This is a genomic window from Prochlorococcus marinus CUG1415 (assembly GCF_017696015.1).
Lineage (GTDB): Bacteria > Cyanobacteriota > Cyanobacteriia > PCC-6307 > Cyanobiaceae > Prochlorococcus_A > Prochlorococcus_A marinus_AE.
In genome coordinates, this window is record NZ_JAAORL010000001.1 from 788,047 (window position 1) to 811,864 (window position 23,818).

Consider the following 23,818-nt stretch of genomic DNA (forward strand, 5'->3'; position numbering starts at 1 on the left):
ATGTCCTATAAAATTGACAGAAATACTTATGCTCAAACTTATGGACCCACTACCGGGGATAGAGTAAGGCTTGCTGATACCGAACTATTTATTGAAGTAGAAAAGGATTTAACTACTTACGGAGATGAAGTTAAATTCGGAGGCGGCAAAGTTATTCGAGATGGGATGGGACAGTCTCAAGTAACAAGAGGAGATGGAGCTGTAGATACCGTAATAACTAATGCATTGATCATGGATTGGTGGGGAATCATTAAGGCTGATGTGGGTATTAAAGATGGAATGATTTTTGAAATCGGTAAGGCTGGTAATCCTGACATCCAGGATAAAGTCGATATTGTTATTGGTGCTTCAACAGAAGTAATAGCTGGAGAAGGACATATTCTTACTGCAGGGTCAATAGATACCCACATTCACTTTATCTGTCCCCAACAAATTGAGACGGCACTAGCTTCAGGAATTACAACTATGTTGGGAGGAGGAACTGGACCCGCAACCGGCACAAATGCCACTACCTGTACTCCTGGTTCTTTTCATATTTCTCGAATGCTTCAATCGGCAGAAGCATTCCCCATGAATCTAGGTTTTTTCGGTAAAGGAAATTCAACAAACGAAAGAAATCTTATTGATCAAGTCGAAGCTGGTGCATGTGGATTGAAGCTTCATGAGGATTGGGGAACGACTCCATCTACGATAAATTCTTGTTTAAATGTTGCAGATAACTTTGATGTTCAAGTTTGTATTCATACTGATACTTTAAATGAGGCAGGCTTTGTTGAAGATACCATCAATGCTATTGCAGGAAGAACAATTCATACTTTTCATACCGAAGGAGCAGGTGGAGGTCATGCCCCAGATATTATTAAAATTTGTGGAGAAAAAAATGTTCTCCCAAGTAGTACTAATCCAACAAGACCTTATACGAGAAACACACTTGAAGAACATCTTGATATGTTAATGGTGTGTCATCATTTAGATTCTAAAATTCCAGAAGATATTGCATTCGCGGAATCAAGGATAAGAAGAGAGACTATTGCTGCAGAGGACATCCTACATGATATGGGTGCCTTCTCAATTATCGCTAGTGACTCTCAAGCTATGGGAAGAGTTGGTGAAGTAATAACAAGAACTTTTCAAACTGCCCACAAAATGAAAGTACAAAGAGGACCTCTATCACAGGATTCTGATAGGAACGATAATTACAGAGTAAAGCGATATATCTCTAAAGTTACAATTAATCCTGCAATAGCTCATGGTATTAATAAATATGTTGGATCCATAGAAAAGGGAAAAATTTCAGACTTAGTATTGTGGAAACCTTCATTTTTTGCGGTAAAGCCTGAATTAGTTATTAAAGGAGGATCTATAGTTTGGTCTCAAATGGGTGATGCAAATGCTTCAATTCCTACTCCAGGTCCTGTGCATGGTCGACCTATGTTTGCAAGTTTCGGCCAATCTCTAATTAAGAGTTCTTTTACCTTTTTAAGTAAAAATTCAATTGATCAAAATATTCCAAATAAATTAGGCTTACAAAAGAAATGTTTTGCCGTAGAAAATACCAGAAATATCAATAAATCACTCTTAAAACTTAATAGTAAACTACCAAATATTTCAGTTGATCCTCAAACTTATGAAGTTTTTTCTGATGGTGAACTCCTTACTTGTGAACCTCTTGATGAAGTCCCAATGGCTCAAAGGTACTTTTTACTTTAGAAGTTTTTAATTAATTCTTTTTCAGTTGTCTTTATATCTTGTGACCCAGCAATTGCTAAATCATCTTGAAGTTTGTTCTCACAAGATAGAACTCTTGACCAACTTGGTAACTGCTGTGTCGTAGGGCAAGCTAAGTAACCTTCTGTAGCCGGTCTCAATAGTTTCGCAAATTTTTGTACTGATAGCTCTTCTTCATGCCTATCGTATGGAAGTTGATTAACTGCTGAATCTAGTCCAAATTGTTTTACCCTATCTTCCCCAACTCTTTTGTAAAGAACTTCTAAGGTTGCTAGTTGAGTACTTGTTAAGGTCTCTGCTTGATGCTCCATGAGACCCCTTAAAACACTTGAAAGTATTTCTGTACACATTTTTTGCAATCCTTCTTTAGATGAATCACCAATATTCTTATGTTTATGATCAAACAAACCTAGGTCAACTTGGGCTATCTTGGAGGTTCTTACGTTTCTATAAACCTCTGATAATAAGCCTATCTCTAAACCCCAGTCACAAGGAATTCGTAAATTCATAGCAAGGTCTTTAGTAAAAGCAAACTCACCTGCTAATGGATATCTAAATGATTGAAGATATTGTAAAAAGGGACCCTTCCCAACTAACTGCTCAAGACTTGCCAATAAGGGACCCACAAATAATCTTGTTGCTCGACCTTGCAATTGATTGGTCTCTAAGGATAACCTGCTGTAAAAAGCCTTTACATATGATATTCCATATGATTCATCCAGAAGTGGAAGTATCATTCTTGAAGGATACAAAGGACTAAAAGTTCTTATATCAGCATCAAAAAGAGCAACAACTTCTGATTTTCGCGTCGCAACTCCTATGCCTTGCCATACAGCCCATCCTTTACCAGGAGTTCCTAAAAGTTCTAACCCATTTTTCTCTTGGCTTTTTAACAGCTCTATTACAAAGGGAGAATTAGTCCATTGAACGTGAACTGGGAATGGCATTGAGTTGAAAAATGATTTTGCTGCTTTAACTTGCTCAACAGTTTTTGCAGAGAGAGCAATAACTAATTCATTTAAGCCTGTAAGGTTTTTTAAAACTTCTCTTATATCTTTTAATGCTGGACGCTCAAACTCTTCATATAAGCAAGGTATTAGAATGCTAGTTGATCTTTTTTTAAGACTTTTGTTTAATTCTTTAAGTAAATTTCTTGTAACTCCATATTCATGAATTGTTGTGATTAAACCTTGTTGAAAGTCCATTTTCTAATTGATGTGCAGAATAGTATTAATACTTCGTTGATTTTTTCAAAGTGAAGCAAATTGATTCAGAGAAAAAATTAGATAGATTAAAGATTGATAAATTGTTAAAAACAATTTATTCAAATAATACTACAGAAGAAATTAATTTTATTTCAAATCAATTATTACAGATTTTAGATGATTTCTCAGAGAAATCTGCTTATGAAGAAATAAGAGACAAGGAAAGGTGGAATGAAGCACATTCTGTTTTGATAACTTATGCAGATAGTATTTATAAAAATGAAGAGGCAACATTAATAACTCTTAGTGAGTTGTTAAGTAAACATTTTGGTAGTCTTTCTAAAGTTGTACATATTCTTCCTTTTTTGAAATCTACAAGTGATGGAGGTTTTGCCGTCTCAAGTTATGAATCCTTAGAAGAAAAATTTGGTGGTTGGGATGATCTCAAAATTATTTCTAAAAATCATGATTTGATGGCTGATTTAGTACTAAACCATGTCTCATCATCTCACCCATGGGTTCAACAATTTATTAAATCCCAAGAACCGGGCATATCAAATGTTTTTTCGCCGAAACAAAATCTTGACTGGTCAAATGTAGTTAGGCCAAGAAGTTCCTCTTTGTTTTCTCAAATAAATACTGAAGATGGCCCTAAACAAGTTTGGACAACTTTTGGTCCAGATCAAATTGATTTGAATTGGCATAATCCAAAAATGACTCTTGAGTTCTTGAATTTAATTATTACTTATTTATCTAATGGAATTAAATGGTTAAGGCTTGATGCTGTAGGTTTTATTTGGAAGGAATCAGGGACAACGTGCTTGCATTTACCAAAAGCACATTCAATTGTGAAACTCTTAAGAGTTCTTTTAAATAATCTTCTTGATGAGGGAGTTTTAATAACTGAAACTAATGTTCCTCAGAAGGAAAATCTCTCTTATCTGATTCCTGATGATGAAGCCCACATGGCATATAATTTCCCATTACCTCCTCTTCTTCTAGAGGCAATTATTACTTCAAGAGCTGATATTCTAAACTCATGGATTTTTGATTGGCCCATATTACCTGAAGATACTACTTTATTTAATTTCACTGCATCGCATGATGGTGTTGGGCTAAGAGCTCTTGAGGGCTTAATGAATGAACAGAGAATTAAAAATCTATTAGTTAATTGTGAAAAAAGAGGGGGATTAGTAAGTCATAGACGTTTATCAAATGGGGAGGATAAACCATATGAATTGAACATTAGTTGGTGGAGTGCAATGGAAGACTCCAGTAGAGATTCAAATAGATACCAATTTGAGCGATTTATCTTGACTCAATTATTAGTCATGGCTCTTAAAGGAGTTCCTGCATTTTATTTGCCAGCATTACTTGCTTCCGAAAATGATATCAAAAGTTTCTCTATGACTGGTCAAAGAAGAGACCTCAATAGAGAGAAATTTAAATCAGACAATCTTTTATCTGTTTTAAATAATCCTGAATCTAATGCAAATAAAAACTTAAAATATCTTCGCAAAGCTATGGATGTCAGATCAGTTCTAAAGCAATTTCATCCTTGTTCAGAAATGAAATGTTTGTCAAAAGGTAGAAGTGATATTGTTGTTATTAAAAGAGGTAAAGATCAAGAATCTATTTTTGCGATCCATAACATGACAGGAAATAAGATTAATTATCAATTAAATGATAATGATCTACCTCAAATAATAGATAATGATTTTAATATGAGAGATTTTTTAACATCCAACAAATACAATTGGAAAAATATTAGTCTCGATCCTTTTCAAGTTATTTGGCTTGGTTCTTTATAAATGTTTGAAAATTCTTCTCTTTGGGTAGTTAGTGATGTAGATGGCACTTTAATGGATCATTCATATGATTTAACGCCTGCTAAGGAAACTATAAAAACACTTCAAAAATTATCCATACCTGTAATTCTATGTACAAGCAAGACAGCATCTGAAGTAAAAGTTATTAGGAATGAACTAAATTTGAAGGATCCCTATATTGTTGAAAATGGTGCGGCAATATATGGTGAATCTCTTATAAAGGTTAATGGAAAAATTATTCTTGGAAAAACATACGAATTTCTTGAAGAAATCTTAAATTGTATTTCTAAAGAAATTGACTATAAACTTATTCCTCTTAATAATCTCACTGATCAAGAAGCAACTCAGCTTACAGGCTTAAAAGGCAACTCATTGAACTTAATGCGAGATAGACATTGGAGTATGCCTTTTTTAAATCCGCCCAGCTTTTTAGAAGAGAAAATTTATATCTGTTGTAAAAAGTACCAGGTAGATATTTTTAAAGGAAATAGAATGAGTCACTTATTATCTACAAACTCTAATAAAGGTAAAGCAATAAATGCTCTTAAAAAATATTCAAATATTTCAAATATTCAAATTATAGGTTTGGGTGATTCTCCAAATGATTTACCTTTACTTTTAAACTCAGATTTTAGAATAGTTATTCCAGGAATAGATGGACCTAACTTAAATTTAATAGATCAATTAAAAGATTTGGAATTTACTTTAGCTTCTGAACCGAATGGATATGGTTGGAAAAATGAAATCAATAAATTAATAAATAAGCTGGTACTAATTTAGAAATATGAAAGATTTAGATATTAAGTTTCCACTTGATAAATTTGAAAAATTAATTATTGATATTGGCTGGGAATCTTTGGATGATTGGTTCAATTTTTGGAACAATCAAAAAAATATTCTTTCAATTGATCAATTTTGGAATAATAAAGTTAATGATGATTGGATATGGGGTTTAGCTTTACCTCTTTTATCTCAGGCTTTTAAATTTCAAAATAATTTTGCTGAACGAAAAACAATTGGGATCTCAGCTCTTCCTGGGACAGGCAAAACAACTTTAGGTAAATGGCTTGAAGCAATATCGTTAAAATTAGATTTCAAAATTGCTGTTATTTCAATTGACGATTTTTATCTCCCGTCAGATGAAATGAAATTAGCAATTAAGGACAACCCTTGGAATGTATCAAGAGGTTTCCCAGGGAGTCACTCTGTAAAATTAATGCATGAAAAATTATTAAATTGGAAAATTAATGGAAAATTAAATGTACCAGTTTACGATAAATCCTTAAGAAATGGCTTAGGAGATAGATCACATTGGAGATCAGATAATCCTGATTTATTAATACTTGAGGGATGGTTTTTGGGAATAGAACCTTTCTCTATTGATGACGTTAATGATTTACCAATAAATTCAGCAGAGTTGAGTCCTCAAGAATCTTCTTATAGATTAAAAATTCAGAATAACCTAAGTAAATATTTAGATGTTTGGAGTTTAATAGACAATATTTGGCACTTAAAGCCCTTGAAGTTTGAATATATGAATATGTGGAAGTCTAATCAAGAAAAAGAAATGTTTTTAGAAAAAGGAAACGCTCTTCAAGATGAAAAATTATCCAGTTTCTTGAGAATGCTTAATGTCTCTATCCCATATAAAAGTTTTGATGTTATGAATTCGTACGCTTTGTTATTAATTGATCAAGAAAGAAATTTAATTGAGGCAGGATTAAATATATAATATTTTCTAAGTTTCTTTATTTTCAGTAATTTTTTATACATTATTTGTAGAGCTAAATGATGTTTAATGGTCTTTACTTTGTTGCTTTAGGATGGTTGAGTTTTCTTACAAAAATGAAGGCTGTAGAATGGTTGTTTTGAGATGTATTGGCCCATCAAATTTTTTTTTAGAAAGAGTTTTATTCCCCACGGATATTCTTACTTTTATGGCCCCAAACGATTCAAGAGTTGAAATCTGGGGAAATGAATTATATGGCCCTAAGTTGGAAGAGAGAATAAGAGTTTCATCTGATAATGAAGATTCAACCTTAGTGGCTTAGAACAAAAATCTTTAAATTGTCTTCGAGTCAAAATTTTTTACAAATACCTATTTTTTGTTGATATTATCAAACTAGTTTTAGTTTCTTAAGGATGTTTTATTTTTCTTCTTTTGAAATTGAAGGTTTAGTTACCTTTGCTGCTATTTCTGGAGTTTCACTTTTAATTGCTTTAGGACACTTCTTTTCCCCTTTTTATCAACGGTCCTACAGATTATTAAAGCTTAGTTAAATTTACAAATAGTTTTTTAATTTCTTATAACCTCATTATTAATTCAACAATTTAATCATGGATTTAACAACTATTTTATTTATATTAAGTTTGCCATTTGTTTTGTTAACTATTTATTTTGGCACAAAAAATGATTTTTATGAAAGTGAAAATTATAAAGGTGATGGTTGTGCCCACGATGTGAAAAGGTAACTTTATTTATTTTCACCACTAAATACACAAGTCCATTTACTATCAAATTGCCAAACAGGTTTATATATTTCATTGGTAATTTTTTCCCCTGCTTTTTTACATGTATCGAAATCTTTCATAGGAATAGAATATAACGAAGGACTTGTTATTCCACTAACCTCTGGTCTTCCACCTGGTCCTTGTCTATAAGTTCCTATTATTAACCAATAATTAGCCTTTACAGAATCAGAAAAAAAGAATAAATAAAAAAGAAAAAATGGAATTAAGAAAAGATTTTTTTTCATTAATTTATATTAGCTTTTAATTATTAAATGTAAATTGTAATTTTTAAATTGCTATTAATAAATTAGGTAATTATTATGAGTTTTTGGAATATTTAGAATTTATTTTTTATGGCTTAATTCAAGGTTTAACAGAATTTATTCCCGTAAGTAGTACTGCTCATTTAAAAGTTATATCTCTTTTCTTAGGAATTGATGATCCAGGTCCCTCTTTGTCAGCAATTATTCAACTTGGAAGTGTTTTCGCAATAGTTTGGTATTTTAGGATTGAAATTTTTAAATTAAGAAGTAACTCTTCAAAAAAGTTTTTTAATTATCTATTATCTGAAAGTTTTTTGATGTCAATTTTGATTGGTACTATCCCAATTATTTTGCTAGGTGGGACCATAAAATTATTTATTCCTTATTTTTTTGAAAAGATTCTTCGTTCAAATTTATCAATTGCATTAGTTTCTTTCGTTATGGCTATTTTTATGTACATAGCTGATAGTTCGAAAAAAGGTTCTAAAAATTTAAAAAATCATCATTATTCAGATAGTTTTGTAATAGGTTTTTCCCAGGCCTTTGCTATTTTTCCTGGTGTCTCAAGATCTGGTGTTACTATTTCTACCGCTCTAATATCAGGTTGGGAAAGAAGTGATGCTGCAAAATTCTCCTTTCTTTTAGGCATACCTGCCATCTCAATTGCTGCTATTGTTGAGTTCATCTCTTCTTTTAATGAATTTTCTTCATTTAGTTTTCTACCTCTAATTGTTGCACTTATTACTACATTTGTATCTTCTTTATTTGCTATCGATTTCTTATTAAAGTATTTTTCTTCAAATGGTTTGAAATTATTTATTATTTATAGGATTGTATTTGGTGTAGTAATTCTTCTGAATTTATAATTCGTTTTGAATAAATTTTTGTAATTATGTTAATCTTTAATTAATTTAGTGGTCAATGAATATTTTTATATCTTTCCAGCTAGGTGAGGTTGAAGTCTCAAACTTAACCGTATTAATATTAGCTTTTTTTTCATCTTTTACTTTCATGGCTGTCGGCATAAGCTCATATAAACTATATAAATCTCTTATTAATGATGAAGAAAAGTAATCGGAACGGCGGGATTTGAACCCACGACCCCCACTACCCCAAAGTGGTGCGCTACCAAACTGCGCTACGCCCCGTATTATTACTATAAAGATAAGATTGATTTAAATGTTATTCTTTATAGGATTGTTATCAGATCTCAATACACATTTGTCAACTTCCCAATTAAAGTTTTCCCATATATGATCTTTTAATTTGTAATTACTTCCAGTAAAACCTCCTAACTTAACTTTTGTAGGAGAAGAAGAACAATACTGCCTGCTACCAGGGGATGCAAGATATTGTTGATGGTACTGTTCTGCATAATAATAGGTATCAATCATTTTTATTTCTGTTTCAATTAAACCAAGATTTTGTTTATTTAGTTCTTTTTGATATTGTTCTTTACTGGCTAATATAATATTTTTATTATTCTCATTTTTGAAAAATATAGCTGATCTATATTGAGTTCCAATATCATTACCTTGTCTATTTTTTTGTGTTGGGTCATGGCATTCCCAAAACATTTTTAATAAATCACTTATGTCTATTTCTCTTTTATCCCAGATAACTCTTACAACTTCTGAATGACCAGTTAAGCCTGAACATACTTCATAATAAGTTGGGTTGCTTCTTTCTCCGCCAGCATACCCTACGGATGTTGTTAACACACCTGGTAGTTTCCAAAAACATTTTTCAGCTCCCCAGAAACAACCACAACCAAATATTATTTCATCTTCTTGAGGATTAGGATCTCTTTTAATATCTGTTTTTAATATTCTATGAACTGAATTAAAATCATTAGTTAAAGTTGGCTCTATATTCTTCATGATTTTTTTTAGAAATTTGAACATAACTTCAATTTTTATATCATAAATTAAAAAATTACTTTTTGCCCTTAACGATGTTAGTTGCTAGTTCTCTTTCCCACAGTTGTTTGTAAAGCCCGTTCTCTTTTACTAAATCTTTATGATGACCTTCTTGTACAATTTCTCCTTTGTCCATTACTAAAACCCTGTCACAGGTTGCAGCCACAGATAGTTGGTGACTAATCATTAAAATTGTTTTTTTACTTCTTTCTCGCATTTCATCTATTATTTTAGCTGCTGTTTTATTATCGACGCTTGCTAAAGCATCATCAAGAACGACAATAGGTGAATTTACAAGTAATGCTCTTCCCAGTGCTGTTCTTTGTCTCTGCCCACCACTTAGTGTAATTCCTCTTTCACCAACAATTGTTTTCAATTTTTGAGGGAAATTATTAATATCATCCATTAATCCAGCCTTTATAGCACTTTTTTTGACTAATCCTTTAGAAGCTTTTGGTTCTCCAAAACTTATGTTTTGCGAGATTGTAGAGGTAAATAAGAATGCTTCTTGGGGAACAATTGCAATATTTTTTCTTAGATCTGCTAATTTAATATTTTTTACATCAATTTCATCTAAAAATAATTGACCCTCAGGAATTTCAATTGTTCTTCCAAGAGACTTTGCTAGTGTTGTTTTGCCACAACCTACTGGGCCAACTATTGCTATAAGTTCTCCGGGATAAATTTTAAAATTGAGACCATTTAATGAATTAAACTTTGATCCGGGATATTTGATGGTTAAGTCTTTGGCTTCTAAAAATCCATTTATCTTTCTCTTTAAATATTTAGTGTTTGCTCCATCTACAATACTTGGTTTGTTCTGAAAGATTTCTTCTACACGGTCTAAACTTACTTGACCAAGTTGAAAAGTATTCAATGTAAACCCTAAAAGAGCAGTAGGGAAAACAAGTCTTTCTACGTAAAGAATTAAGGCTACTAAACCACCTATTGAAATAAATCCACTCTCTAGTTGAATAGTTCCTAATCCCAATAAAATCAATAATGAAATTGATGAAATACCTTGTAGCAATGGGAATAGGGTACTTGCTGTTCTTGCAAGTTTTATCGCTGAATTTCGATAAGCATTATTATATATATTAAATTCTTTCTTCTCAGCATTTTCTTGTGCATAAATTTTGATAGCGCTTATGCCAGAAAGATCTTCTTGTATCAGATCACTTAGTTTTGACAGTGATTCTTGTTGAATTTTTCTTTGGTTCACCATTCTACCGCCGAATAAGCTTACTATTACAAGGATTAATGGGAATATCATCAAAGCAGATATTGTTAATATCTTGTTAATTGAAAACATCGATGGAATAGTTAATGAATAAGCTAAGACAATGTTGCACAAGCTTAAAACCGTAAAACCCAAAAGCCTTCTTATGTTTTCAATATCGCTTGTGGCTCTACTGATAATGTCTCCGCTTCCTTTCTTTTGTATCCATTCTGGGTCTTGTATCAGCAAATGATCGAAAAGTTTCTGACGAAGATTAACCTCAACCTTTCTACCTATTCCAAAAACTACTTGTCTGGAAAATAGTCTGATTAAACCCATACAAGTTGCTAATAAGATTAACCACAAAGATTTAGAAATAACAAAATCTGAAGAGAAACCATTCTGTAATTGGTCAATTATATTTTTTACTTCTAGGGGTATTACAACGCTCAATATATTGACTATTAATAGAGCTAAAGCCCCATATAGAAATTCTTTTTTGTATGGTCTGAGATATTTAGATATAACTTTAAATTTTAAATTTTTCATTTAATTTTGCTGATATGATTAAGATAATGTTTCATTTTTAAATATGTGAGCTAATTTTATAAATGATTCAGATTTTTTTTATGAGTAAAGAACAAACTCATCCTTTACATGCAATAGACAAGAATATTATAGATTCTCTTATCACTAAAGAAAAACCAGAAGATCTTGACTTTATTAATTTGGCTAGATTGATAAATCGTTATAATGATTTCCCTGGTGAAATTGACATTAAAAATGATATTGAAAAAATTTTAAAATTTTGGAATATTACTAAAAATCAACTTTTTTCAAAAACAAAAATAATTTGGTCAAAAAGCTTTAGACCTTCTAATACAAATAAAGATTTAGTTGGTTCAGGTTTTGATGCTTCAAATTGAATGTTATCTCGAAATTATTCTTTTATAAATAAACAAATAAATAAATAAATGCCTTCTAACCTTTCGAACCCCGAGATCCTAAATATTTTGTTGGATGGAGGAAACCTTAGTGATTTAACTTCTAGATTGTTAATGAAAAGATGGCTTAATGATGAAATATCTGATGTTCAAACAGGAGCTTTTTTGAGCGCTTTAAGAGCTAAGGGTTGTACAGGAGTTGAATTGTCTTCTATGGCTGAGGAACTCTTAAATGTTTGCCAATTGCCAGTAGCAAGACCGAATTTGTATATGGTTGATACTTGTGGAACTGGAGGTGATGGGGCTAATACCTTTAATATTTCAACTGCAGTAGCATTTGTAGCGGCATCTTGTGGTGTAAAAATTGCTAAGCACGGGAATAAAAGTGCTAGTGGGAAAGTTGGATCTGCTGATGTTTTATTGAATCTTGGTTTAAATTTAAATTGTTCACTAGAAAAAATAATCTCTGCCGTTAATGAAATTGGAATAACTTTTTTGTTTGCTCCTGTGTGGCATAAATCTTTAATTAAACTTGCTCCATTGAGAAAGGCCCTTGGAATAAGAACTGTATTTAATCAACTTGGACCATTGGTAAATCCTTTAAGACCTAATGCTCAAGTATTAGGTGTCGCTTCTGAGGATCTTTTGGAGCCAATGGGAAGTGCACTATTGAATATGGGAATGAATAGAGTAATAGTAGTTCATGGTTCTGGCGGGCTTGATGAAGCTTCACTTCAAGGAGATAATAAATTGGTATTTGTTGAAAAAGGAAAATTACGTTTTTCAAAAATAAATATCTCAGATTTTAATCATGAAAATATTTCAAACGATAAGCTTGTTGTATCCGATGAAGACTCTAACGAGGACATATTAAAATCTGTTTTAAATGGTTCTGGGACAAAATCGCATAAAGAGGTTGTTGCTTTAAATGCTGCATTAGTCCTCTGGGCAGCAGGAATTGAGGATGATTTGCATGAAGGCTTTAATAAAGCTTTATTTTCAATTAATCAAGGAACTCCTTGGAAAAAATTTTTACTATTAAAAACTTATTTATCCTCAGATGAATTAAATTTAAATTGATGAGTAATCCATATAAGAAAAACGCAAAATTAGTTTTAAGTAATGGGATTATATTTCCTGGATTTTCTTTTGGAGCTCCGGGTACTGCTGTTGGGGAAATAGTCTTTAATACTGGAATGACCGGATATCAGGAGGTCATTACTGATCCAAGTTACTATGGCCAAATATTAACATTCACTTATCCAGAAATTGGAAATACTGGTATTAATCTTGAAGATTCAGAATCAAGTATTTGTGTTAAAGGAATAATTGTTAGAAATTATTCAACCAATAATAGTAATTGGAGATCTCTAGAGAATCTTAATCAGTGGTTAGTGAAAAAAAATATCATAGGACTTTATGGAATTGATACAAGGGCTCTTGTTAAAATTTTAAGATCTAATGGCTCTATGAATGGAGTTCTTGATTCTGAAAATAGAACTGTAGAAAGTTGTTTAAAAATGGTACATGAAACGCCAATAATGGAAGGATTAAATTTATCTAAATTAGTTTCAACAAAGCAAAAATATTTATGGAGAAATCCTACAGAAACAGATTTTAATGTCGGAAAAGGATGCTCTGAAAATCCTAATAAATTAAAAGTAATAGCAATTGATTTTGGTATAAAAAAATCAATTTTAAATAGACTAGTCTCCCATGGTTGTGAAATTTTAGTTTTACCTTCCCAATCTTCTTTAAATGATGTCCTATCTTATAAGCCTGATGGGATATTCTTCTCAAATGGTCCAGGCGATCCTTCTTCTGTGACTGAAGGTATAGATTTAGCTAGATCACTTATTGAACATGGTGAAATACCTATGTTTGGAATTTGTCTTGGCCATCAAATATTTGGATTGGCATTAGGAGGTTCAACTTATAAGCTACCTTTTGGTCATCGTGGTCTAAATCATCCTTGTGGAATGAATAATCAGATTGAGATAACTAGTCAGAATCATGGTTTTGCTCTTGACCCTAATTCTCTATCAGAGGACATAGTCAAAATAACTCATTACAACCTTAACGATAATACTGTCGCAGGATTAGAAGTTAATAATAAGCCAATATTTAGTGTTCAATATCATCCAGAAGCAGCACCTGGACCACATGACTCAGATTATTTATTTGGAAAATTTGTTTCTCTAATGTTAGAAAGATGTTGACATATTGTTTTCTTTTGATTTGATTTGATTATTACATTTGAAACATTAATTCTTTGGAGGGATTAGATCATAGAAGATTTCCAGAAGCTAACGGTTTCTTTAAGAGGAACCCTAGAGGTAAAAACAAATATTATTGTTTTTACTTTTAAAGGACAGCTTGATGCTTTCTCAGAAAAACAATTTAAGACTTTTGTTAAAAATAATTTAAAAAATGAACTTCCATTCGTTATTGATCTTACAAAAATTGATTTTCTAGATTCTTCAGGTCTTGGAGCTCTTGTTCAGACTGCTAAAGAATGTAAAAAGTTAAAGTTAGGTTTCTCAGTTGTTGGTAATTCGAGAGTTGCTCAAACAATTAAACTTGTTCGTTTAGGCGATTTTCTTAACTTAAAGTCTTGTCTTGAAGAGGCATTAACTTATTTAAAAGATTGAATTATTGGATTCAAAACTTGGTTCCAAATGGATCGCCTAAAGAAATAGGTGTTATTCAACTTGCTTGGCTTGGTGATTCGGTATGGGAACTTCATCAAAGACTAAGATATGTTCATTTCCCTTTGAAATCTAAAGAACTCCATTTATCAGTAGTGAACGAAGTAAAAGCTAAATCTCAATCTAAATGTTTAAGTGAAATTGAACATTTACTAAATGAGAATGAAATAGATTTAATTAGACGTGCTAGAAATAAAATAAAGAGATACCCAAAGTCCTCAGACCCCACTATATATTCAAGAGCAACTGGTTTTGAAACTCTTATCGGTTGGTTATTTTTAAAAGATCCTAAAAGATTATCAACTATTTTTGAATATCTTGAAAATTAAAATTTAAAGAATCTATGAAAAACTCATCTAAAAAAAATTATTTTGAAAAAAATAGTAAACAATATAAAAAAAATTCTAATTCTAATTTTTTCTCTAAAAATACAAATTCTTCAAAAAATAATAGTTCTAACAATTTAAGCAAAAGTGATAAAAATAAAAGTAACTATTCATCCTTAAAAAGAAGAAAGCCAATAGCTATATCAAATTTAGAATTTTCTAATAAATCTCCGAATATTTATCAAGATCTTTCTAACAAAAAAAATTTTGATGATTGGATATGGGGAAAACATTCAGTTTTTGAAGCTCTTACTAGTAATAGAGCTATTAATAGAATTTGGTGTACATCAGAAATCTTTTCTTCAGAGAAATTCTATATTTTACTCAAGGACCTTAAATCAAAAGGAGTCCTCATCGAAGAAGTTTCTTGGAACAGGCTTTCACAATTGACTTTTGGCGCTTCACATCAAGGCGTCGCGCTGCAGTTAGCATGCTCGAAAACAATATCCCTTGAAAAATTAATCGATTCTTCTAAAAAGAACTCTGCAAATCCGATTATTTTGGCCTTAGACGGAATAACTGATCCACATAATGTTGGCGCAATTATTAGATCAGCAGAGGCATTTGGTTGTAAGGGTATCATTATCCCTCAAAGAAGGTCGGCGGGTTTAACTGGAACAGTTGCCAAGGTGGCTGCAGGGGCCTTGGAACACTTGCCAGTAAGTAGAGTTGTTAATTTAAATAGGGCACTAGAGGAGCTAAAGAAAAATGGTTTTCTTGTTGTCGGATTATCTGGAGAGGGTCAATTATCTATTTCAAACTTTGATGAAAAAACACCCATTGTTGTGATAATAGGGGCTGAAGATAAAGGCATTTCTTTGTTAACTCAAAAAAAATGCGATTTTCTATTAAGTATTCCGCTTAAGGGTAAGACTTCTAGTTTAAATGCCTCTGTGGCAGCAGCAATATCACTATTTTACTTGACAAGTTAATAAGGTTTTTGTTATTAATCTCTTTATCTAATGTTGCCTGAAATATTGTTGTTTCAATACATTTAGATAATTAATGAAAATTTATTGAATTTTTACTACAAAATTGTATAGAATTTAACAAGAATTAATGGTCTATTGAGACCAATAAAATTGATTAGACATTTTGGAAACAAACTCGGATTAGCTTGGTGGGCTAAAATCGAAACGAAACAACCTAATACTACTTACTGGTATGGTCCATTTATTACAAAACGTAGCTTAAAAGCCAATATGTCATCTTTTATTAAAGATCTCTCCGATGAAGGTTCTACCAATATCAAACATTCTTTTGTTCGTTGCAAAAAAGAAGAACCATTAACAGTTTGACAATCGTTAACTAACAAGAAACAGGTTGAGGAATGGATTTTAACTCTTTAAGAAAGGATATTAATAGTAAAAATGCTTCCGTTAAGGAATTAGTTAATGATTTTTTTTTAAAAATTGATTCCAAAGATACTCAAATTAATTCATATATTAGTACTACAAAAGATAATGCAATAGCACAGGCTGAAAATATAGATAAATTAATTCAAAATGATGAAATACTTCCTCCTCTCGCAGGAATTCCAATAGCAATTAAAGATAATATTTGCACTAAGGGAGTTTTAACCACTTGCGCAAGTGAAATGCTCAAAAACTTTGTTGCACCTTATGAATCAACAGCTTCAAGTAAATTATGGTCTTCAGGTGGTATTTGTTTGGGTAAAACAAATTTGGATGAATTTGCGATGGGTAGTTCAACAGAAACGTCTGTTTTTGGCGTTACTTCAAATCCTTGGGATATTAATAGAGTACCAGGAGGAAGTTCTGGAGGCAGTGCTGCTTCAGTTGCTGCTGGATTATGTGCGGCCGCTATAGGTTCTGATACGGGAGGATCAATAAGACAACCAGCTTCTTTTTGTGGTGTTGTAGGGCTTAAGCCTACTTATGGCAGAGTAAGTAGATGGGGTCTTGTAGCATTTGCTAGCTCTCTTGATCAAATTGGCCCAATTACAAATACTGTTTCAGATGCTGCTGAAATTCTTTATTCAATATCTGGTAAAGATCCCTTAGATTCAACTTGTCTTGATAAACCTGTACCAAATTATTTGAGTGATTTAAATAAATCTATTAAGGATTTAAAAATTGGAATCATCAAAGAATGCTTTGATCATCCTGGCCTTAACCCAGAAGTTAAGGAATCTGTGCTTTCTGGAGTTGAGAGATTCAAAACTTTAGGAGCCGAAATCATTGAAGTTGAATGTCCTAGGTTTAACGACGGAATTGCTACATATTATGTAATCGCACCATCTGAAGCATCAGCAAATTTAGCTAGATACGATGGAGTTAAATATGGTTATAGATCTAATGAAGGTTCTAATCTTTTAGATATGACATCAAAAAGCAGAGCTGAAGGATTTGGAGATGAAGTGCAAAGAAGAATTTTGATAGGCACTTATGCCTTGTCAGCTGGATACAGTGAAGCTTATTACAAGAAAGCACAAAAAGTTAGAACACTAATAAGAAAAGATTTTGATAACGCTTTTAAGAAAGTAGATATTCTATTAACTCCGACTTGCCCAACTACCGCTTTTTTGAAGGGTGATTTTATTAATGATCCGCTTGCTATGTATTTATCTGATCTATTAACTGTTCCAGCTAATTTAGCAGGACTCCCAGCTATCAGTATTCCTTGTGGTTTTGATAATAAAGGATTACCTATAGGTCTTCAACTAATAGGAAATGTATTGGAAGAGGATAGAATATTGAATGCCGCAAATATTTTCGAAATTGATGCTCAGGTAATTAAGAAGAGGCCTTTATTCTAAAATTGTATTAATAATTAATTTGTAATCACAAAGTATAGATTTTTTTAAAATTTTCTCTATTTTATATATATAAATTTATTGAATATGGGTTTCGTTTCGCTTCATAATCATAGTGACTATAGTCTGCTTGATGGAGCAAGTCAAATTTCAAAAATTGTAGATAGAGCTTCTGTTCTTGGAATGGATTCTATTGCTCTTACCGATCATGGAGTTATGTATGGAGTTCTTGATTTAGTAAAGAAGTGTAAAGAGAAAGGAATAAAACCAATTATTGGGAATGAAATGTATGTGATTAATGGTTCTATTGATGATCCTCAACCTAAAAAAGAAAAAAGATATCATTTGGTGGTGTTAGCAAAAAATCATACTGGTTATAAAAATCTCGTAAAGTTAACAACTATTAGTCACTTAAATGGAATGAGAGGTCGAGGCATTTTTTCTAGACCATGTATTGATAAATTTCTTTTAAATAAATATAAGGATGGTCTTATCATTTCTACAGCTTGCCTTGGTGGAGAGATACCTCAGGCCATCTTGAAAGGAAGATTAGATGTAGCAGAGGATACAGCCCTTTGGTATAAAAAATTATTTGCAGATGATTTTTATCTGGAAATACAAGATCACGGCTCTATTGAGGATAGAACTGTGAACGTCGAATTATTGAAAATTGGGAAGAAGCATCAAATAAAAGTCATCGCTACCAACGATGCTCATTACATATCAAATATGGATGTTGAATCACATGATGCTTTGCTTTGTATATTAACGGGAAAACTAATAAGCGATGAAAAAAGATTGAGATATACAGGTACAGAATATATTAAAAGTGAAAATGAAATGCTTGAACTTTTTAAAGATCATATTGATGATGAATCAATTAAAGATGCAGTTAACAATACAGTAGAAATTTCTCAAAAAATTGAAGTATTTGATTTGTTTGGTAAATATAGAATGCCAAAATTTCCTCTTAAGGAAGACAATGATTCTTTTTTTCTACTAACACAATTATCTAATGAAGGTCTTTTAAAAAGACTTAAAAAAAGCAGTCTTACAGAAGTTGATGAGATTTATAAAAAAAGACTATCTTCGGAATTGAAAATTATAAAAGATATGGGTTTCCCAGATTATTTTTTGGTTGTTTGGGATTACATCAAATTTGCTAGAGATAACTCTATCCCAGTAGGACCAGGTAGAGGTTCTGCGGCAGGTTCTCTAGTAGCCTATGCTCTTCAAATCACAAATATAGATCCTGTTGAGCATGGATTATTGTTTGAGAGATTTTTAAATCCTGCAAGAAAGTCTATGCCAGATATTGATACCGACTTTTGTATTGATAGGAGAAATGAAGTTATTGATTATGTTACTAATCGATATGGAGAGGATAAAGTTGCACAAATAATTACTTTCAATAAGATGACTTCTAAGGCTGTTTTAAAAGATGTTGCAAGGGTTTTAGATATTCCTTATGGAGAGGCGGATAAGTTAGCTAAGTTAATACCGGTTGTAAGAGGGAAACCTTATAAACTTAATGAAATGATTGATAAGAATTCTCCTAGCCAAGAATTTAGAGATAAATATATTAATGACAATAGGGTTAAAAGATGGATCGATTTGGCTTTAAGAATTGAAGGAACGAATAAAACATATGGAGTTCATGCGGCAGGAGTTGTTATTGCATCAGATCCTCTCGACGAACTTGTACCTCTTCAAAGGAATAATGAAGGACAAATAATAACCCAATATTCTATGGATGATATTGAATCACTTGGATTATTGAAAATGGATTTCTTGGGTCTTAAGAATCTTACGATGATAGAAAAGACAGTTTCTCTTATTAATCAATCCACTGGAAAGACAATAAATATTGATGAGTTACCTCAAAATGATGATAAAACATTTGAACTTATTGGAAGAGGAGATCTTGAAGGTATATTCCAACTTGAGTCTTCTGGTATGAAACAGGTTGTAAAGGACTTTAAACCCAATTCTCTTGAGGACATTTCATCTATCCTGGCTCTTTATAGGCCTGGTCCTCTTGATGCTGGCCTTATACCTAAATTCATAAATCGAAAGAATGGAAACGAAAAGGTTGATTTCCCTCATCCTTTTATTAAGTCAATTCTTACTGAAACCTATGGAATAATGGTATACCAAGAACAAATTATGAAAATTGCTCAAGACTTAGCCGGTTATTCTCTGGGTGATGCTGATTTACTTCGAAGAGCAATGGGGAAAAAGAAAGTATCAGAGATGGTTAAACATAGAAATATTTTTGTGGGCGGTTCTATGAAGAAGGGTGTAAATGAAAAATTAGCAAATGATCTTTTTGATCAAATGGTTTTGTTTGCAGAATATTGTTTTAATAAAAGCCACTCAACCGCTTATGGTGCAGTAACTTATCAAACTGCATTTTTAAAAGCCCATTTTCCTGTTGCATATATGGCAGCTCTTTTAAGCGTAAATTCAGGAGCCAGCGACAAGATGCAAAGATATATTTCTAATTGTTATTCGATGGGAATAGAAGTTATTTCACCAAGTATTAATTTCTCTGGAATTGATTTCACTATTATGAATAATCAGATTTTATTCGGTCTTTCTGCAATAAAAAATTTAGGAGATTCTGCCATAAGAAATATAATTGAAAATCGTAAAAATTTTGGAAGTTTTAAGTCATTATCAGATTTGTGCGATCGTTTACCTTCTAATGTCCTTAACAAAAGAAATCTTGAATCTCTAATTCATTGTGGTGCACTAGATGAGTTTTCAAATAACAATAATAGAGCTCAATTATTGTCAGATCTCGAACATGTCGTTGAATGGGCCTCTTCACGAAATCGCGATAGATTGTCTGGGCAAGGAAATCTATTTGACTCTAAAGATGAATTTTCAAATGTAGCATTTTCAGATTCACAATTAGCTAAAGTTGATGATTATTCACTGATTGAGAAGTTAAAGTTAGAAAAGCAGCTTTTAGGTTTTTACTTATCTGATCATCCTCTGAAACATTTAACTAAGCCAGCAAAACTTGTATCTCCAATTAGTATTTCACAGTTAGAAGAAATAAAAGATAGAACGAAAGTATCTTTAGTTGGGATGATACCCGAATTGAAGCAAATCACCACGAGAAAAGGAGATAGGATGGCTATAGTTCAGCTAGAAGATCTTTCTGGAAATTGCGAAGCAGTAGTTTTCCCGAAAACCTATATAAGGTTATCAGAATTTCTTTTGACTGATACTAGATTATTGGTGTGGGGAACAATAGATAAAAAAAGTGATAAAACTCAGTTAATAATTGATGATTGTAGAGAAATAGATAACCTTAAATTGCTTATTATTAATCTTGAAAGTTCTCAAGCATCAGATGTAAGAGTACAAAATAATTTAAGAGACTGTTTAATTAAATTTAAGCCAGATAAAGGCAAATGTGGAATCAAGATCCCTGTATTAGCTGCAGTAAGAAATAATAATACTATTACCTACGTTAAATTCGGTGATCAATTCTGTATAGGCGATATTCAAGGAGCATGCAAATTATTAGAAAATAATTCATTCCAAGTTAATTTGAAATCTTTAGTTTCCTAGATTAATTATTCTCCTCAAAGTTTTGTGTTGCAGGTTTGAAGGCGGCTTTTGCTCTTTGTATATTTATTGGGATATTTTCAATACCAAAAAAAGATCCAGGCTCTTTATCCCAACTAGCGGATAATATCCCGAAACTCAATCCTGCAAGACCTAACAAGAAAAATAATGCTGAAATTGCAATAGTTGAAGAAGGAGGTATTTCAGCGATATTTCTAGTAACGATAATATAGCTTAAAACAAAAACTGACATACCCATTAGCGTCGGTATTCCTGTGGTAAAAAATATTCTTCTCGCCATTCTATCGGCTACATATTTAGGGATCCCAGTTGATGATTGCTTTGGGGCAGTAACTCTATTAGATTTTTTTTCTGGATTGGGAAAAACAGTTTTCTCAGATAAAGTTTTATTCTTTCCATTAAGTATCTTTTTTTTTGATTGTTTTTTTTTCATTAATAGAAATCATCCTCTGATTCCAATTTTATTTACTAAGTCTTGATATTTTTGAACATTTTTATCTTTTATGTAAGATAGCAATCTTTTCCTTTTCCCAATCATTTTTAATAATCCTTGCCTTGATGCAAAGTCATGAATGTTTTCTTGTAAATGGTCACTTAATTTCGAAATTCTTTTAGAAAGCATTGCAACTTGAACCTCTGCTGATCCTGTGTCAGTTGCATGAACTTGATGGGTTTCAATAAGTTTCTGTTTCTCAGCTGTATCTAATGACATAAAATTTATTTTCTTAAATATATACTACTACGTTATCTGACTATATTACTACTATCATTATCCAAATAATTCATAGCTAACTTCAATAAATTTTCAAATGATGTGTTGTTTCCATTTTTAGTAGAATTATTTGTTTCTTTGATAATAATTGGCAAAATATTTTTAATTTCATTCTTGGTGTAATTTAAAGACTTTAAAGTTAACTGAAGGTCACCCATCATTTTATTGATTTCAGTATTCTTAATATTAAATGCATCTTGCCTTTTTAGTTCCTCAATTTGTAATTCATTTTTAAATTTACTTTTTAATTCTAAAATCAACCTTTCACTCATTTTTTGTCCTATACCAGGTACAGAACAAATTAAATTTTTGTTTTGATTATTAATTGCATTGATAACTTCACTAATGGAATATTTATTTAATATCCCCATCCCAATTTGGGATCCAACGCCTCGAATGTTTAAAATTTCAATAAAGAAATTCTTTTGATCCTTTGATGTAAAGCCAAATAATAAATCTGAATCTTCTTTCTTAATGTGTTTTATCCAAAGAGTAATGTTTTTATTAGATATATTGTTTGTTTTTAATTCTAGAAAAAAGGATTCTAATATTTGAACTTCGTACCCTAATCCTTGACAATTTATTAAAACAAAAAATTTGTTATTAGTTTGCCATAATTCAAGCAATTCTCCATTTATCCAACTAATCAATTAACCACCATCCACCTGACATCCAATCAGTGCTCCTGCAGTTCCGGCAGCAGGTACCGCCCAAAATCTATCTTTCCCTCTAGAGGAGGAAAGTGCTATTCCAGCACCAAGAAGACCTCCAATAACTGAACCTTCACTACAGTCATTATCGTCTATTTTCTTATCTTGATTTTGGCCTCCACAGGGTATTACCACATCCACTTCATAACTTTTTACGAAGCCTGGGTTTGATTTCGTTCCAGGAATATATTCCTCCCTATATTCGGTCCTTGTACAAGTTACCGACTTTGGAGTCGATGCTTCAACTTGAATAACAGGAGAAAAACAAAACAATAAAGCTAAATAGAAAAATTTCACTTTTTTTTTTATTCTTTATTTATTCTATGCCCTTTTGGTTCTTTTGGTAGTAGATATAATAGTTCCTAATAAAACTAGTGAAGCGCCTATTAAGAAATTTATATTTATCATTTCACTGAAAAACAAAAATCCCCAAATTGAACCAAATAAAACTTGTAAATAGTTAATTGTAGAAGCCTCAGATGCAGGTAAATTTTTTAATCCTACAGTTAAGAAAGTCTGACCTAATTGAGTAAATAAGCCAATGCCAATTATCCAAATTAATTCATTCCAATTTGGGGAGACCCAGTTGATTAATACAATTGGCAATAAAGTTATAAAAGAAACAAGTGGAAAATACGCAATAATTACATATACATCTTCAGTAAATGCAAGTTTCTTCACTGTAACGTAAGCAAATGCAGTGCAGATTGAACCAAGAAGAGCTATCGATACCGAAACATTTTCAATCTCAACGTTAATATTTGATAATTGAGTTGGATTTAATATTACTAATATACCAATCCAGCCAATAATTAAAGCAATAATTATATTCGTATTTATTTTTTCATTGATAAATATGCCAGCAAATATAGAAATAAATATAGGATATGTGTACTGAATGACAGTAGATATACTAAGAGGCATATTTCTTATTGCATAAAAAATACAAACTAAGGCTAAAGTCCCTAAAAAACCTCTTAAAAAAAGTAATGGTCTATTGTTGCCCCAAGGACTTATATTTTTAATATTAATTATAAATAATGTAATCATTAAACTTAATAAAGACCGGAAGAAAACTAATTCATAAATAGGTATCCTTTTATCAATATTTTTTACGCACAAAGTCATCAAACTAAAGAAGAATGAGGCAAATACCAAATTCAATTTGTTCAATGAGGTTATTTTTTTTTCTATTTCTGCGATATTTATCATTGAATAAATAGTTTTATTGTGAAATTAAGTAGA

The 23,818-nt window shown here is 31.5% G+C and carries 24 protein-coding genes and 1 tRNA gene; 15 read left to right on the forward strand and 10 right to left on the reverse strand.

Translation table 11 applies throughout. From position 1 onward, the window contains the following. On the forward strand, positions 1–1,710 hold the full coding sequence (gene ureC / locus HA143_RS04515) for an urease subunit alpha (RefSeq protein WP_209083433.1): 1,710 nt from the start codon (positions 1–3) through the stop codon (positions 1,708–1,710). Here ureC and HA143_RS04520 read toward each other — a convergent pair. Further along, positions 1,707–2,933, reverse strand: a complete 1,227-nt coding sequence (locus HA143_RS04520; RefSeq protein WP_209083434.1) for a glycosyl transferase — start codon at positions 2,931–2,933, stop codon at positions 1,707–1,709. The genes ureC and HA143_RS04520 overlap by 4 nt on opposite strands. A 50-nt stretch (positions 2,934–2,983) precedes the next feature. Here HA143_RS04520 and HA143_RS04525 point away from each other — a divergent pair, with 50 nt between their 5' ends. From HA143_RS04525 to HA143_RS04540, 4 genes are all read left to right on the forward strand, one after another. Beyond that, positions 2,984–4,744, forward strand: a complete 1,761-nt coding sequence (locus tag HA143_RS04525) for a sugar phosphorylase (protein ID WP_209083435.1) — start codon at positions 2,984–2,986, stop codon at positions 4,742–4,744. Continuing rightward, positions 4,745–5,542, forward strand: a complete 798-nt coding sequence (gene yedP, locus HA143_RS04530) for a mannosyl-3-phosphoglycerate phosphatase-related protein YedP (protein WP_209083436.1) — start codon at positions 4,745–4,747, stop codon at positions 5,540–5,542. It abuts the gene before it with no gap. A gap of 4 nt (positions 5,543–5,546) precedes the next feature. Beyond that, positions 5,547–6,494, forward strand: coding sequence for a kinase (locus HA143_RS04535; RefSeq protein ID WP_209083437.1), 948 nt, complete (start codon positions 5,547–5,549; stop codon positions 6,492–6,494). A 91-nt stretch (positions 6,495–6,585) separates the two neighbouring features. Further along, positions 6,586–6,813, forward strand: coding sequence for a DUF1830 domain-containing protein (locus tag HA143_RS04540; RefSeq protein ID WP_032526118.1), 228 nt, complete (start codon positions 6,586–6,588; stop codon positions 6,811–6,813). A gap of 423 nt (positions 6,814–7,236) precedes the next feature. Here the strand turns inward: HA143_RS04540 and HA143_RS04545 are convergent, their stop codons facing one another. Then, complete coding sequence (locus tag HA143_RS04545; RefSeq protein ID WP_209083438.1) at positions 7,237–7,518, reverse strand: hypothetical protein; 282 nt, start codon at positions 7,516–7,518, stop codon at positions 7,237–7,239. A gap of 83 nt (positions 7,519–7,601) precedes the next feature. Between HA143_RS04545 and HA143_RS04550 the strand changes: the two genes are divergently transcribed. Beyond that, a complete protein-coding gene (locus HA143_RS04550; protein WP_209083439.1) occupies positions 7,602–8,402 on the forward strand; it encodes an undecaprenyl-diphosphate phosphatase in 801 nt (266 codons plus the stop codon). A gap of 208 nt (positions 8,403–8,610) precedes the next feature. Here the strand turns inward: HA143_RS04550 and HA143_RS04555 are convergent. The 3 genes from HA143_RS04555 to HA143_RS04565 all read right to left on the reverse strand — a co-directional run bounded on the left by HA143_RS04555 (position 8,611) and on the right by HA143_RS04565 (position 11,223). Continuing rightward, positions 8,611–8,684 (reverse strand) — tRNA-Pro (locus HA143_RS04555). A 27-nt stretch (positions 8,685–8,711) separates the two neighbouring features. Then, positions 8,712–9,440: a peptide-methionine (S)-S-oxide reductase MsrA gene (gene msrA, locus HA143_RS04560; RefSeq protein ID WP_209083440.1), complete on the reverse strand. Its 729-nt coding sequence runs from the start codon at positions 9,438–9,440 to the stop codon at positions 8,712–8,714. Between the two features lie 31 nt (positions 9,441–9,471). Then, positions 9,472–11,223: an ABC transporter ATP-binding protein gene (locus tag HA143_RS04565; RefSeq protein WP_209083441.1), complete on the reverse strand. Its 1,752-nt coding sequence runs from the start codon at positions 11,221–11,223 to the stop codon at positions 9,472–9,474. A gap of 80 nt (positions 11,224–11,303) precedes the next feature. Here HA143_RS04565 and HA143_RS04570 point away from each other — a divergent pair, with 80 nt between their 5' ends. The 9 genes from HA143_RS04570 to HA143_RS04610 all read left to right on the forward strand — a co-directional run bounded on the left by HA143_RS04570 (position 11,304) and on the right by HA143_RS04610 (position 21,073). Continuing rightward, the gene (locus tag HA143_RS04570; RefSeq protein ID WP_209083442.1) at positions 11,304–11,600 is read left to right on the forward strand and encodes a DUF3288 family protein; all 297 of its coding nucleotides are present in this window, start codon (positions 11,304–11,306) and stop codon (positions 11,598–11,600) included. Between the two features lie 48 nt (positions 11,601–11,648). Further along, the gene (gene trpD / locus HA143_RS04575) at positions 11,649–12,698 is read left to right on the forward strand and encodes an anthranilate phosphoribosyltransferase (protein WP_209083443.1); all 1,050 of its coding nucleotides are present in this window, start codon (positions 11,649–11,651) and stop codon (positions 12,696–12,698) included. After that, a complete protein-coding gene (carA, locus tag HA143_RS04580) occupies positions 12,698–13,837 on the forward strand; it encodes a glutamine-hydrolyzing carbamoyl-phosphate synthase small subunit (protein WP_209083448.1) in 1,140 nt (379 codons plus the stop codon). The genes trpD and carA overlap by 1 nt, the downstream gene beginning before the upstream one ends. Before the next feature lie 69 nt (positions 13,838–13,906). Continuing rightward, positions 13,907–14,269, forward strand: coding sequence for an STAS domain-containing protein (locus HA143_RS04585; RefSeq protein ID WP_373921643.1), 363 nt, complete (start codon positions 13,907–13,909; stop codon positions 14,267–14,269). Beyond that, positions 14,266–14,655, forward strand: coding sequence for a Mini-ribonuclease 3 (locus tag HA143_RS04590; RefSeq protein ID WP_209083453.1), 390 nt, complete (start codon positions 14,266–14,268; stop codon positions 14,653–14,655). The genes HA143_RS04585 and HA143_RS04590 overlap by 4 nt, the downstream gene beginning before the upstream one ends. Before the next feature lie 14 nt (positions 14,656–14,669). Further along, complete coding sequence (gene rlmB, locus HA143_RS04595; protein ID WP_209083456.1) at positions 14,670–15,644, forward strand: 23S rRNA (guanosine(2251)-2'-O)-methyltransferase RlmB; 975 nt, start codon at positions 14,670–14,672, stop codon at positions 15,642–15,644. 150 nt (positions 15,645–15,794) lie between these two features. After that, positions 15,795–16,010: a DUF1816 domain-containing protein gene (locus HA143_RS04600; protein ID WP_209084470.1), complete on the forward strand. Its 216-nt coding sequence runs from the start codon at positions 15,795–15,797 to the stop codon at positions 16,008–16,010. 32 nt (positions 16,011–16,042) lie between these two features. Continuing rightward, positions 16,043–17,491, forward strand: a complete 1,449-nt coding sequence (gene gatA, locus HA143_RS04605; protein WP_209083463.1) for an Asp-tRNA(Asn)/Glu-tRNA(Gln) amidotransferase subunit GatA — start codon at positions 16,043–16,045, stop codon at positions 17,489–17,491. A gap of 84 nt (positions 17,492–17,575) precedes the next feature. Beyond that, entirely contained in the window at positions 17,576–21,073 is a 3,498-nt protein-coding gene (locus tag HA143_RS04610; protein ID WP_209083464.1) for a DNA polymerase III subunit alpha, read from the forward strand. 1 nt (position 21,074) lies between these two features. Here HA143_RS04610 and HA143_RS04615 read toward each other — a convergent pair whose 3' ends face one another. From HA143_RS04615 to HA143_RS04635, 5 genes are read right to left on the reverse strand one after another with little or no spacing between them, the layout of a single operon-like run. Beyond that, entirely contained in the window at positions 21,075–21,524 is a 450-nt protein-coding gene (locus HA143_RS04615) for a PAM68 family protein (protein ID WP_209083466.1), read from the reverse strand. A gap of 9 nt (positions 21,525–21,533) precedes the next feature. Beyond that, complete coding sequence (gene rpsO / locus HA143_RS04620; RefSeq protein WP_209083473.1) at positions 21,534–21,803, reverse strand: 30S ribosomal protein S15; 270 nt, start codon at positions 21,801–21,803, stop codon at positions 21,534–21,536. Between the two features lie 32 nt (positions 21,804–21,835). Then, a complete protein-coding gene (ruvA, locus tag HA143_RS04625) occupies positions 21,836–22,513 on the reverse strand; it encodes a Holliday junction branch migration protein RuvA (protein WP_209083475.1) in 678 nt (225 codons plus the stop codon). Beyond that, positions 22,514–22,870: a cAMP phosphodiesterase gene (locus HA143_RS04630; RefSeq protein WP_209083477.1), complete on the reverse strand. Its 357-nt coding sequence runs from the start codon at positions 22,868–22,870 to the stop codon at positions 22,514–22,516. A 24-nt stretch (positions 22,871–22,894) separates the two neighbouring features. Next, positions 22,895–23,785 carry a DMT family transporter gene (locus HA143_RS04635; RefSeq protein WP_209083480.1) on the reverse strand — a complete coding sequence of 297 codons (891 nt, stop codon included), beginning with the start codon at positions 23,783–23,785 and terminating at the stop codon, positions 22,895–22,897. Positions 23,786–23,818 lie beyond the last annotated feature (33 nt).